Genomic DNA, 12500 nt, shown 5'->3' with positions numbered 1-12500 from the left:
CCGAACCCACGCCTGTTGAAAAAGTCGGGGATGAGCTGTGGCTAGGGGTGAAAGGCCAATCAAACTCGGAGATAGCTGGTTCTCCGCGAAATCTATTGAGGTAGATCGTCGTATGTATGCCTTCGGGGGTAGAGCACTGGATGGGCTAGGGGGACCCAAAGTCTTACCAAACCTAACCAAACTCCGAATACCGAAGTGTCTTATGCGGCAGACAGACGGTGGGTGCTAAGGTCCATCGTCGAGAGGGAAACAGCCCAGACCACCAGCTAAGGTCCCCAAATTGTGGCTAAGTGGGAAAGGATGTGGGAATTCCATAACAACCAGGAGGTTGGCTTAGAAGCAGCCATCCTTTAAAGAAAGCGTAATAGCTCACTGGTCTAATAGAAATCCTGCGCCGAAAATGTAACGGGGCTAAAGCCACATACCGAAGCTGTGGGTGCATGATCTCGTCAGGGTTCATGCGCGGTAGCGGAGCGTTCCGTAGGCCTGTGAAGGGAGATGGGGTGATCCCTCCTGGAGGTATCGGAAGTGCGAATGCTGACATGAGTAGCGACAAACAGAGTGAGAAACTCTGTCGCCGAAAGTCCAAGGGTTCCTGCGCAAGGTTAATCCGCGCAGGGTGAGCCGGCCCCTAAGGCGAGGGCGAAAGCCGTAGTCGATGGGAAGGGGGTGAATATTCCTCCGCCTGCTGGAAGTGACGAATGCGAGATGTTGTTCGGCCTTATCGGATTGGCCGGGCTTTTTGAGCATTCCGGGAAATAGCTCCAGCGTATAGACCGTACCCTAAACCGACACAGGTGGACTGGTAGAGCATACCAAGGCGCTTGAGAGAACGATGTTGAAGGAACTAGGCAAATTACTCGCGTAACTTCGGGATAAGCGAGACCCGTATGTGGGCAACCATGTGCGGGTGGCACAAAAGAGGGGGTAGCGACTGTTTAGTAAAAACACAGGGCTCTGCGAAGTCGAGAGACGACGTATAGGGTCTGACGCCTGCCCGGTGCCGGAAGGTTAAGAGGAGGAGTGCAAGCTCTGAATTGAAGCCCCGGTAAACGGCGGCCGTAACTATAACGGTCCTAAGGTAGCGAAATTCCTTGTCGGGTAAGTTCCGACCTGCACGAATGGCGTAACGACTTCCCCACTGTCTCCAGCATCGGCTCAGCGAAATTGAATTCCCCGTGAAGATGCGGGGTACCCGCGGTCAGACGGAAAGACCCTATGAACCTTTACTGCAACTTTGCAGTGGCATCAGAAGAGTGCTGTGTAGGATAGGCGGGAGGCATCGAAGCATGGGCGCTAGCTTGTGTGGAGCCACCCTTGAAATACCGCCCTGCGCGCTTTTGATGTCTAACCGCGGCCGGTTATCCCGGCCCGGGACCCTGCATGGTGGGCAGTTTGACTGGGGCGGTCGCCTCCTAAAAAGTAACGGAGGCGCGCGATGGTGGGCTCAAGCCGGTCGGACATCGGCTGCTGAGTGCAATGGCATAAGCCCGCCTGACTGCGAGAGCGACAGCTCGAGCAGAGACGAAAGTCGGCCATAGTGATCCGGTGGTTCCACGTGGAAGGGCCATCGCTCAACGGATAAAAGGTACTCTAGGGATAACAGGCTGATCTCCCCCAAGAGTCCACATCGACGGGGAGGTTTGGCACCTCGATGTCGGCTCATCACATCCTGGGGCTGGAGCAGGTCCCAAGGGTTCGGCTGTTCGCCGATTAAAGTGGTACGTGAGCTGGGTTTAGAACGTCGTGAGACAGTTCGGTCCCTATCTGCCGTGGGTGTTGGAGACTTGAGAGGAGCTGTCCCTAGTACGAGAGGACCGGGATGGACATACCTCTGGTGGACCGGTTGTCGCGCCAGCGGCACCGCCGGGTAGCTAAGTATGGACGGGATAACCGCTGAAAGCATCTAAGCGGGAAACCCACCTCGAAAATAGGTCTCCCCGAGGGTCGTGATAGACCATCACGTCGATAGGCCGGGTGTGGACGTGCGGTAACGCACGCAGCTAACCGGTACTAATCACCCGATAGAACTTGAGATCAACTACAACCCACCCCCACCATGCATAGACATCCTCTATGTCTCGGTAATCACACATACGCACCAAATCCATCACCAGTCATCGATCCCGATCGATAGGCTGGACGACCTGGTGGCCATCGCGGGGAGCCCGCACCCGATCCCATCCCGAACTCGGCCGTGAAAACCCCCAGCGCCCATGGTACTGTGTCTCAAGACACGGGAGAGTAGGTCGCCGCCAGGTCCTCCAACCTATCCAACCAATCTTCCGGCGCCAAGAAAACCAATCAGCCGGAGACCAGCCACCAAAACCACCGCGGGGTGGAGCAGCCCGGTAGCTCGTCAGGCTCATAACCTGAAGGTCATAGGTTCAAATCCTATCCCCGCAACCAGATCCTTCATTATATATCAAAGTATTAGGCCGCTTCATGGCGGCCTTTTGCGCATCCGAAACCAACGCCCGGAATCATACCGGAATCACCCGGGAGAAAAGCAGGGCGTAGGGTTGGGGCGCAGGCCAGGGATCAGTCGAATGATTCGTGGATGACTGCTGGAGCCATGCGCATCGTGGAGAACCAGCTGTATTCGGCTACGCGTAAACGCGGCGCATTGCCTGTGGCGATTGACCAAAATAGCGAACGAACACCCGGCGCATCCGTTCAGGATCATGAAATCCTGTCGATGCAGCGATTTTTTCGATCGGCTCGCGGGAGGCCTCGACGCGCTCGCGGGCGACCTCCAACCGTAGCCGTTCCACTGCCTTGGCCGGGCTGATACCCATCTCGCGCACAAAGGCACGCGCAAAGTTGCGTGGGCTCATCGCCATTCGCGCCGCAAGCTGCTCCACGGTCAGGCGCTCGGAGAGATGGCCACGCATGTAATCAAACAGCGGCGTGAAGGGTGTGGCATCGCTGCCCAGCTCGGCCAGCGCGGAAAATTGCGATTGCCCGCCTGGCCTGCGGTAATAGACGACCATCTGTTGCGCGACACGTTTTGCGACCGCTTCCCCCAGATCCTCCGCGACCAGCGCCAGGGCCAGATCGATTCCAGCGCTGATGCCGGCGGACGTCCAGATCGTGCCGTCGCGGACATGGATGCGATCGGCTTCGACCCGTATTGCCGGAAAGAGGCGCTGCAATTCTTCCGCCCGATGCCAGTGGGTCGTTGCCCGTTTACCGTCGAGCAGCCCCGCCGCGGCCAGCAGAAAGGCACCGGAACAGACGCTGCAGAGACGCCGCGTATCCCGGGCGCGACTGCGAAGATAGGTGGTGTTTTCATGATGGTGCATCGCCCGTCGGCTGCCATTGCCGCCGACCACGATCAGCGTGTCCATGGCCGGCGCGTCATCAGACCGGAGGCTGTCGAGGGCGAGGCCGGACGAACTGCGGATCGTGCCGCCCTGTGTCGAAAGGATCAGGAGACGGTAGGAGCCGGGCGCGAGCCGCTCGGCGATCTCGAACGCGGTGGTTGGGCCGGCGGCGTCGAGGATCTGGAAATCATCAAACAGGAAGAGGGCGATGTTTTTCATCACTGTCAGAAAATGAGGGATCATTGTCATTTGGTCAATCGGGCGGTTCGGGCATGCTTTCGTCAGCATCAGGAGCCATCCATGACCGAACAGCCTTTCCGCATCGTCTTCGCCATCTATCCCGGCATGACCCAGCTCGATTTCACTGGACCGCACCAGTTTTTCGTGCGCCGGCCCGATAGCGAGGTGATCATCGCCAGCCCCGCCGGGGGCGACGTGCCGAGCGAGGGGCTGATCTTTGCCGGAACCAGGCGGCTGGCGGAGATTGACACCTGCGATCTGATTTGTGTGCCGGGCGGCGGCCGTACGACCGCCACGGCGCTGGATTCGGCCTTCATTGCCGAGATCCGGCGTCTGGGATTGGCGGCGCGCTATGTCACATCGGTTTGTACCGGCTCGCTGATCCTTGGCGCTGCCGGTCTGCTGGTTGGCCGGCGGGCCGCCTGTCACTGGGCGTGGCGGCATCTTCTGCCGCTGTTCGGCGCGATCGCCGATGACGGGCGGGTGGTGCGTGATGGCAATATCATAAGCGGTGGCGGGGTGACGGCGGGCATCGATTTCGCGCTGGCTGTGCTGGCTGAGATCGGTGGCGTGGAACAGGCGCAGACCATTCAGCTCAGCCTTGAATATGCCCCCGCGCCGCCGTTCGACGCGGGACGCCCGGAAACCGCCCCGGCCGCGATCCTGGCAGCTTATCGGGAACGGATGGCGGATATTCTGCCGCGCCGCGAGGCGGAAGCGCGCGAGGCCGCCAACCGCCTTGGTATCGGGCGGCCATGAGATAACGTCGCTTGCGCCGCACTGTTTATTTAACAGGAAAACTTGCAAGTCTAGCTGTTGTTATGTAAGGGGGAGGGCATGGATCGATCTTCCGGCATGCCCGCGCCTCTCGAAACGGCCGTTACCGAGCTTTCGCTGGCGGTCGGCCAGCTCTTGCGGCGCCTGCGTGCCGACACCAACCCGGACGGGCTGACATGGTCCCAGACCATGGTGCTGGCGCGGCTTGATAAAGCCGGTCCGATGACGACAGCCGATCTCGCGCGGGCAGAGGGGGTCAAGCCGCAATCCATGGGTGCCACTCTCGCGGAACTGGAAGGCGAGGGGCTGGTCTCGCGCCAGCCGCATCCGACCGATGGCCGACAGGTTCTGTTCGTTTTAACGGAGACTGGCATCCAGGCGCGACATCGGCGCAGTGCCGCGAAACAGAAATGGTTGCTCGAAGCCATGGCGAGACTCACGCCCTCGGAGCAGGAGACACTCATGTCCGCGGTCGTGTTGATCAAACGTCTGGGCGAGGCGGAATAGGCCGCTGCAACCGGATCCAATCGCCGGATGTTGTCAGCATTTATCCTCTGAAAGGGAGCCCGTAATCATGAATTGGCTTCACGACATATCTTATCTGTTCGGCGGGGTTTTTCTCGCCAATGCTGTTCCGCATTTTGTCAGCGGCATGATGGGACAGGCGTTTCAAAGCCCGTTCGCCAAGCCGCCGGGGCAGGGGCTTTCTTCCTCAACCGTCAATGTCCTTTGGGGATTTGCGAACCTTGTCTTGGCCTATCTGCTCCTTGTTCGCGTCGGCAATTTCAATCTGCATGCCGCCGATCAGGTTATCGCCGCCGGCGCGGGCGTTCTGCTGATCGGCCTGTTTTCCGCCCGCACATTCGGGCGTTTCCACGGTGGCCATTCGCCGAAGCATTCATAACGCATGCCCCAAGGCCCGGCCTCGGAAGATGTCGCGAAGGATACGAAGCTCGATCCCTCGGTATGGAGAATCGCCGCCGTCGCCTTGTTTGGCGGCCTGCTGGCACAGCTCGATGCCACCATCGTCAATGTGTCCCTGTCCAGCCTGGCAGCAGATCTGCACGCAAGTTTCTCGATCATCCAGTGGGTCACCAGCGGCTATCTTTTGGCGTTGACCCTGGCTCTGCCGTTGAACGGATGGCTGGTCGGCCGCATCGGTGCGAAATCGCTTTATCTTTGGTGTTTTGTGGGGTTCACCTTGTCCTCGGCGCTGTGCGGGCTGGCTTGGTCGGCGGGCACCCTGATCGCGTTCCGGATTCTCCAGGGCATCAGCGGTGGGCTGCTCGCCCCCATGGCACAGATGATGATCGCCAAGGCGGCAGGCAGGCACATGGCGCGCGTGGCCGGTTACATGGCGCTCCCGGTTCTGCTGGCGCCGGTCTTTGGTCCCATCATCGCTGGGGCCATCCTGCAATACGCGTCATGGCGCTGGCTTTTCCTGGTCAATTTGCCAGTCGGCGCGCTCGCCTTCCTGTTGGCCATTCTGTTCCTGCCGCGAGACCAGGAAGAGGTCACCCGCAAGAAGCTGGACTGGCTTGGCCTTGCATTGCTGTCGCCGGGACTGGCGCTGTGCCTCTACGGCGCTGACAAGATCGGTCGGATGACGGGTCGTGCGACCCTCGCTGCCGGTATCATCATGATTGCCGGTTTTCTTTGGACGGCGCGGCGCAAAGGCGATGCGGCGTTGGTTGATCTGCGGTTGTTCAAGATTCGGGTGTTTTTGGCCGCCGTCGTGACGCAGTCCCTCTCGAACGGCGTGCAGTTCGCCGGACAGATGCTTATTCCCGCCTTTCTGATTCAGGCTTGCGGCCGCGCGCCCGCCGAGATGGGCTGGATGCTGGCGCCACTCGGGCTGGGCATGATGGTGACCTATCCGCAGATGGGTGCGCTGACCGACAGGTTTGGCATCCGTGCCCTATCGGCGGGCGGTGCGCTGCTGGGTTTCATGGCCACGCTGGCGTTTCTTTATCTGGCGCTCCATGGGCTCAACCTGTTTATACTAATCCCCGCGCTGTTCCTGCGGGGTTTGGGCATGAGTGCCGTCGGCTTGCCATCCATGACCGCTGCGTATGCCGCTATCCCTAAGCAAGATCTGCCCATGGCAACCACCTCGCTGAACATCGCTCAGCGCCTCGGCGGGCCAATCATGACAACACTTTGCGCGACTTTCCTCGCCTGGCGGCTGGGGGCGCGTAGTTCCGGACAGGCGGTGACAAGCGCGTACGCCTGGGCCTTTCTGCTTCTTTGCATACTCCAGGCTTGTGTTTTCCTCGCCGCACGCCGGTTGCCCCGCCGTTTGGACGATGTCAGGCATGCTGAAAGATAGAAGAGAAGCTTGCAGATATTTCGCCTGCTACCATGGCCCAGCCTTAAATCTGCGAGACACCGCCATCCACGACCAGCTCCGCGCCGACGACGTAGCTGGACTCGTCGCTGGCCAGATAGAGCGCCGCGGCGGCAATGTCCTCCGCTGTCCCCATACGGCCGATGGGCACCGTCGCAGCGGCTTTGTCGCGGAACGCCTGAAGCTCTTCCAGGCTGCGATGCCGACCGATCAGGGGCATGTCGATGAAGCCGGGAGTGATCGTGTTGACCCCGATCTTGCGATTCAGAAATTCGCGTGACCAGGTTCGTGCGAGGGACCGGACGGCTGCCTTGGCGGCCGAGAGCAGGGAAAGGCCGGGCCGGCCCACATGGATGATGAACGAGGTGCTCAGGATGACCGAGGCGCCGTGACGAAAAATCGGAGCCACGGCCTGCATGGAGAAGAAGACTGATGCCGGCGCATGTTGCGAGTTGGGTTACGTTGGGCTGGTCCCGCGTGCCGAAGGTCTGCGGGGATTGGGTTTAGCTGTTTCAAACGGCTTGTAGGAACGGGCACGCGGACGCTGCCAAACTCACCGAAATCCTCAAGTTCTGACATGATGTGATGGGCCTTGAGCTAGCTGTCTGATAAGTATGCCACGGCCTCGTGGTCGGGCGCACCTGCCTGGTGCCGAGAAAAGCGCATTTTTTCATTTAAGCGGCGGCCAAAAAGAACGAAGTGGCTAAATTTTCGAAAATCCCTTAGATTAAGACAATGCATCATATCGGTCTTTTCATTTGCCCAAATCATCAGACCCTCGATCTTGCCGGGCCATTGGGTGCCTTTGAAAAGGCGAATGGCTTTGTTGAAGGTGGAGCCTATCATTTTGCGGTGATTTCGGAGTTCGGTGGTGATGTCTTTGGAAGCTCCGGAGTTCCTATCCAGACGCAGCCATTCCACAATCTAGCATTCGATACGGTTGTCTTTGTCGGCGGCGATATCGGGCCTTTTCAAGAACCTAGCGCCATCGCGGCGGCAAAGGATTTAGCTATGCGTACTGCCCGGGTGGCAAGTGTTTGCACGGGTGCGTTTTTGCTTGCTGAAGCAGGGCTTCTTGATGGCCGCCGCGCAACCACCCACTGGCGTCTCGCACCAGAACTCCAGAAGCGATACCCTTTGGTAAGAGTCGAAGCGGATCGCATTTTCGTTTCCGACAAGAACATCTGGACTTCTGCGGGTATCTCGGCGGGCATCGACTTAGCATTGGCGCTTATTGAAGCCGACTTCGGAACGGAAGTTGCGCGTGAGGTCGCGCGCGAGCTTGTCGTTCCATATCGGCGCTCAGGCGGTCAGTCCCAGTTTTCAGCCATGTCACAGATGGAGCCAGACTCAGATCGTATCCGCTTGGCGCTCGCGTTTTCGCGTGATCATCTGGCGGAGCCGCTACCGATTGAGCGGTTGGCCGAGGCAGCTAGACTGAGCGTCCGTCAGTTTGGACGGGCTTTCCGGCGCCAGACAGGTGAAACGCCAGCGAAGGCAGTGGAGCGTTTGCGTGTCGAAGCGGCCTGTATTCGTTTGCGGAATGGGTCCGAACCCATCGAGCAAATCGCGAGAGCTGTGGGCTTCACTGATCCGGAAAGGATGCGTCGGGCGTTCGTCAAGTTGTATGGCCATCCGCCACAAGCGGTTCGACGCGCAGGGCGTCAAGAAGATGCTATTTAGCGACGCTCCTCGGCGCTATTTATGGGAGCGTCGCGTGGCATAATTTTTGTTAGTTTTACTACCGTTCTAAAGAATCGGCTGCATCAGGCCGTGTTCCGAACCAGGCAGCATTTTGTAGACCGCATTGCGAACATTTGGTGGCGCATCGGACGGATTACCGGCGTGGAACGGTGGCTGCGGGTCATACTGGACGAGCAATTGCGCTTCTTGAGCAGCCTGGGCGCCACGCAGCTCTGCTGCTATCGCCAAGCCAAAATCGATCCCTGCGGTGACGCCACCACCGCTCATGAAGCGGCCATCCTTCACGATACGGCTAGGATCAGGGATTGCACCGTATTTCTTGAGGTCGTTCAAGAACGCCCAGTGGCAGGCGCTGCGCTTTCCATTCAGTACGCCAGAGGCAGCCAGAATAATCGAACCCGTGCAGACTGACGTAACGTATTTTGCAGTCTCAGACAGTCGTTTGATGTGGGCCAGTATCTCGGGTTTCATCATGGCCGAAAGGTTGAGGCCGCCGGGCACGCAGATTACGTCCACGCCGGTGACGTCGGCGAGCTTCTCGGTTGGCCCGAAGACGACGCCGTTCTCCAGCGTGACAAGACCACCGGCCGGGCTTGCGAATCGCACCTTCGTATTGGGTAGGAGCGTGAGGATTTCATGGGGGCCGGCGAAATCTAAAAGCGTCCCGTGGGGGTATATCGCGAACAGAAAGTCGACGGGTTTTTGGGCTTCATTAATCGTTGCCGCATGTGCTTTGCCTGGAATAAGGTTGCTAGCTGCGGCCGCAGCGAGCGCTGCACCGCCCATGAGCATAGCCTGCCTCCGCGAGGGCCCTTCCTCGCTTGCTACTTGCAAGATTGCTTTATCAAAAATGTCAGACACATCGCTCTCCTATTCGGTCCCGCGAGGCGGGCCTGTTGTGGGATCGTCTCGAGACTTAGTGCAGTATCGTCGTTCCCTAAAGGACCAATTTCCCTCATTTTACGCCTTAAATAAATTTTTCATTTACGTCCTTTTTTAAGGGAATTACGTCCTTTAAGACCTTTTGTGCGGCGCTAAGTTTAATCCGAACAATGAGCGTGCCTGTGGCCGCTTATTGCACTCTGTTCGTGAGGAATTCGGTATGCGACTTGCAGGAAAAACGGCGCTTATCACAGGCGGTACAAGTGGAATTGGCCTTGCCACCGCAAAGCTATTCGTCAAGGAGGGGGCTCGCGTTGCTGTCACTGGCCGTGACAAATCGCGATTCGACAATGTACAAGCGGAACTCGGAGTTGAGGCTCTTGTCATTGCCGCTGACGTTCGATCTGGCGACGCGATGCAAGCGGCTACAGCCCAAGTCCAGCAGGCATTCGGCGGACTCGATATTCTGTTCGCGAACGCGGGCTATGTAATTCCAACGCCGCTCCCGTCGATTAATGTACGCCAGTACGACGACATCATGGATGTAAGCGTCAAAGGCGTGGTATTGACGATGCAGGCCGCGTTGCCTTTGTTCCGTGAGGGCGCATCCGTCATTCTGACGACTTCATTCATCGATCAGACGGGCAAGCATGGTCTATCACTGGTCGCGGCCGCCAAAGCCGCTGCCCGCTCGCTCGCGCGGAGTTGGTCCTACGAACTGCTCGACCGTAAAATCCGTGTCAACGCCGTCGCACCCGGGGGAATTGAAACGCCGTTGCTAGGCAAATTAGGCTTGTCAGAAGTCGAGGTGGAGACGTTTAAAACGCAATTTGCTTCGACAGTTCCGCTCGGGAGAATGGGGCAAGCCGAAGAAATTGCCGCTGCGGTGCTGTACCTTGCGAGTGATGAGTCCCGATACGTCGTGGGTACAGAACTAGTGGTCGATGGCGGTTGCTCGCAGCTCTGAAGCCAATGGCCGTCTCCCCTGAAACTTTTTACCGATGGAGTTAATATGACAAAACTAAAGCTCGTCTCATACCTTATGGGAGCTTTAATGGCCTTTACGCTACAAGCTGCTCCAGCACTCGCGACCGCGGTACACTCGTCGGACGACGCTGCAGTGAAGGCTGTGACAGAACAGTTTGCCACCGACCTCGCCAAGGGTGACCTCAAGGCGATTTCACGTCTATATACCGATGACGCCAAACTTCTGCCGCCCAACGAAACGGCAGTTTCCGGTCGAGCCGCAATCCTTACTTATTTTGAGAAGAACCTACGGCCAGATCTCGTGGCACGCGCCAAGTTCAGCCATTACGAGATCTATGGTGGTGGCGACGCCGCGACCAGTATGTCTGAAATGGAGATATATGACAGTAAGGGCCGTGTCGTTGAGCAAGGTAGGCAGATCATTGTCCTGATCAAACAAGGTGGGGAATGGAAAATCCATCGTGACATGTGGTCGGACAATACCCCGGCCAAGGTTTGTAACTAACGGCGCCGGTGGTTGACACTGGCGCCTTGCGCTGACGCTCTGAGCTAATCGACTTAGCCTGGCGGGATGTTGTCGCGATCTCGACGTTCTGTGCAGCCTATCTCAGCCGCATGTCGCGGGAGTTAATTCTATAATACTACCTTGGAGCTAATGAGAGGCTGCCCCCTGCGAATCCCGGATAATAGAGCGGGTGAGGGGGGCGGCCACTGTTTCAGATGCAATTGACGTGGTTAACCTGAAGAGTTCGCTAGAAAGAGCAGGCGGCAGGGTGGGTCACAGCCCGGCGTGTGGCGAAGAACGTGCAAGGCTAGTCGAATGAAAGGCGGTGTCATGATTTTCGAGGGGCAGATTCGAAGTCAGATGACGCAAAGCCTTCCACAACAGGGTGTCATAGAGGTGCGTGATCTGCATTGGGCCATCGTCGCTGCTCAATATCGGAGTCTCCGGCAAGCAGCAGAATCATTGAGCATAAAGCAGTCTACGCTCAGTCGACGTTTACTTGCACTTGAACACCGACTCGGCGCGGTACTATTCGAGCGGACAAACGGCGGCACTCGTCCGACTGTAGAAGGGCAAGAGTTTATTGAATCAGCAAAACAAATACTTGAGTACACTCAATCGATATCTGAGCGGTTGAAGAATCGTTCTCGAGGAGAGGTTGGTCGTCTGACTATAGGTGTCCATGTGTCTCTGTCAGCCGGAAATTTTCGCGCAACGCTAATGGACTTTCATCGTCGATTTCCAGAGGTAGAGACGCGGCTTATTGATGGAACGGGTGATCGTTTGATCGCAGATTTAGCGAGCTCTATGATCGATATTGCTTTTATCCTCGAACGAAGTTCTCGGTGGGATGGAAACTCTCTGTCAGTTTGGAATGAACGCGTCGTTGTTGCTTTACCGGAAGACCATCCTTTAGCAACACACGATGTGGTTCGATGGGAAGATTTGCGTCAGCAGCCACTCTTGCTACCGCAACGAGGGCCCGGACCAGACTTTTTAAAATTGGTTATTTCTAAGCTAGGACAGGATCCGTGTTGTCTGCTTCGCCATGATGTCGCGCTTGACCGCTTTCTAACCCTTGTCGGCGTGGGATGGGGTATTTTGCTTGCCTTAGAAGGTGCAACGGGAGGGGTATATCCAGGAGTGACGTTTCGAGAGGTTCATGATATAGAAGGCGCAACGCGTTTGAATTTTCGAGTTTACTGGCGCCCGATGAATGCTAACCCTTCGCTGCAAGCTTTTCTATCTATGTTACGAGAACGCTATCCGAATGTACCGAGCAATCGGCCGTTCGCTTGACAGATGTTTTAAGGCGGTGGCTGCAGGTGGTCAGCTGCAGCCTTGATAAGAAATTCAGGTAATTACAATGTGGTTGCTTATAGCGTTGCTACCGTGCTTTTTGGTTATTACTTAATACTTAAGCCAGATATGAAAACGTAATTCTGCAATTGAAATTTCCATATTGCAATCTTCATGTCGGCGTTTGATTGGCAAAGGATAGCGGAATAATCGCTTATAAAGATAATCACTCAATCCTGGAGTTTAGCAGAGAAGCAGATTGAGGATGTTTAGTCTCGGTTTGCATCCTGATGGAGCTACGGCATTCACACAATTTACTTGCGCCCGTGTCTGACCTCTGATTCCCTGCGTCGCTCCTGGATTTGGAGGGATGAGGTGGGTAATCGAGGCGGTGAGCTTGGTCATTTTGGTGATGCGCGCCGAGCGGCGATGG

At 57.2% G+C, this 12500-nt stretch carries 10 protein-coding genes, 1 tRNA gene, 2 rRNA genes and 1 pseudogene (1 of these 14 running past the window's edge); 11 read left to right on the top strand and 3 right to left on the bottom strand.

The window, feature by feature from the left end; genetic code table 11:
* The 3 genes from AiwAL_RS12595 to AiwAL_RS12585 form a co-directional block, all read left to right on the top strand.
* A 23S ribosomal RNA gene (locus AiwAL_RS12595) occupies positions 1 to 2039 on the top strand (it extends 711 nt beyond the left edge of the window).
* Between the two features lie 107 nt (positions 2040 to 2146).
* Positions 2147 to 2261, top strand: a 5S ribosomal RNA gene (gene rrf, locus AiwAL_RS12590).
* 71 nt (positions 2262 to 2332) lie between these two features.
* Positions 2333 to 2409, top strand: a tRNA-Met gene (locus AiwAL_RS12585).
* Positions 2410 to 2606: 197 nt separating this feature from the next.
* Here the strand turns inward: AiwAL_RS12585 and AiwAL_RS12580 are convergent.
* A complete protein-coding gene (locus AiwAL_RS12580; RefSeq protein ID WP_408851637.1) occupies positions 2607 to 3545 on the bottom strand; it encodes a GlxA family transcriptional regulator in 939 nt (312 codons plus the stop codon).
* 81 nt (positions 3546 to 3626) lie between these two features.
* Between AiwAL_RS12580 and AiwAL_RS12575 the strand changes: the two genes are divergently transcribed.
* The 4 genes from AiwAL_RS12575 to AiwAL_RS12560 all read left to right on the top strand — a co-directional run bounded on the left by AiwAL_RS12575 (position 3627) and on the right by AiwAL_RS12560 (position 6672).
* Positions 3627 to 4325 carry a DJ-1/PfpI family protein gene (locus AiwAL_RS12575; RefSeq protein WP_262312795.1) on the top strand — a complete coding sequence of 233 codons (699 nt, stop codon included), beginning with the start codon at positions 3627 to 3629 and terminating at the stop codon, positions 4323 to 4325.
* Between the two features lie 78 nt (positions 4326 to 4403).
* A complete protein-coding gene (locus tag AiwAL_RS12570) occupies positions 4404 to 4850 on the top strand; it encodes a MarR family winged helix-turn-helix transcriptional regulator (RefSeq protein ID WP_262312794.1) in 447 nt (148 codons plus the stop codon).
* A gap of 67 nt (positions 4851 to 4917) precedes the next feature.
* A complete protein-coding gene (locus AiwAL_RS12565; RefSeq protein WP_262312793.1) occupies positions 4918 to 5247 on the top strand; it encodes a hypothetical protein in 330 nt (109 codons plus the stop codon).
* Between the two features lie 3 nt (positions 5248 to 5250).
* On the top strand, positions 5251 to 6672 hold the full coding sequence (locus AiwAL_RS12560) for a DHA2 family efflux MFS transporter permease subunit (protein WP_262312792.1): 1422 nt from the start codon (positions 5251 to 5253) through the stop codon (positions 6670 to 6672).
* Between the two features lie 43 nt (positions 6673 to 6715).
* On the opposite strand, the pseudogene AiwAL_RS12555 reads toward AiwAL_RS12560, so the two are convergent.
* Positions 6716 to 7111, bottom strand: a pseudogene (locus AiwAL_RS12555) (SDR family oxidoreductase); the annotation flags it as partial.
* Positions 7112 to 7425: 314 nt separating this feature from the next.
* On the opposite strand from AiwAL_RS12555, the gene AiwAL_RS12550 reads away from it, so the two are divergent.
* Positions 7426 to 8373, top strand: a complete 948-nt coding sequence (locus tag AiwAL_RS12550) for a GlxA family transcriptional regulator (RefSeq protein ID WP_262312791.1) — start codon at positions 7426 to 7428, stop codon at positions 8371 to 8373.
* A 66-nt stretch (positions 8374 to 8439) separates the two neighbouring features.
* On the opposite strand, the gene AiwAL_RS12545 is transcribed toward AiwAL_RS12550, so the two are convergent.
* Positions 8440 to 9255, bottom strand: a complete 816-nt coding sequence (locus tag AiwAL_RS12545; RefSeq protein ID WP_262312790.1) for a DJ-1/PfpI family protein — start codon at positions 9253 to 9255, stop codon at positions 8440 to 8442.
* Positions 9256 to 9496: 241 nt separating this feature from the next.
* On the opposite strand from AiwAL_RS12545, the gene AiwAL_RS12540 reads away from it, so the two are divergent.
* The 3 genes from AiwAL_RS12540 to AiwAL_RS12530 all read left to right on the top strand — a co-directional run bounded on the left by AiwAL_RS12540 (position 9497) and on the right by AiwAL_RS12530 (position 12067).
* Positions 9497 to 10243: an SDR family oxidoreductase gene (locus AiwAL_RS12540; RefSeq protein ID WP_262312789.1), complete on the top strand. Its 747-nt coding sequence runs from the start codon at positions 9497 to 9499 to the stop codon at positions 10241 to 10243.
* Between the two features lie 45 nt (positions 10244 to 10288).
* Positions 10289 to 10768, top strand: a complete 480-nt coding sequence (locus tag AiwAL_RS12535) for a DUF4440 domain-containing protein (protein ID WP_262312788.1) — start codon at positions 10289 to 10291, stop codon at positions 10766 to 10768.
* A 315-nt stretch (positions 10769 to 11083) separates the two neighbouring features.
* Positions 11084 to 12067 carry a LysR family transcriptional regulator gene (locus tag AiwAL_RS12530; RefSeq protein ID WP_262312787.1) on the top strand — a complete coding sequence of 328 codons (984 nt, stop codon included), beginning with the start codon at positions 11084 to 11086 and terminating at the stop codon, positions 12065 to 12067.
* The last annotated feature ends 433 nt before the right edge of the window (positions 12068 to 12500 follow it).

Origin of the sequence: Acidiphilium sp. AL (assembly GCF_025499445.1) — a bacterium.
Lineage (GTDB): Bacteria > Pseudomonadota > Alphaproteobacteria > Acetobacterales > Acetobacteraceae > Acidiphilium > Acidiphilium iwatense.
This window is presented reverse-complemented; position numbering and strand designations above follow the sequence as displayed.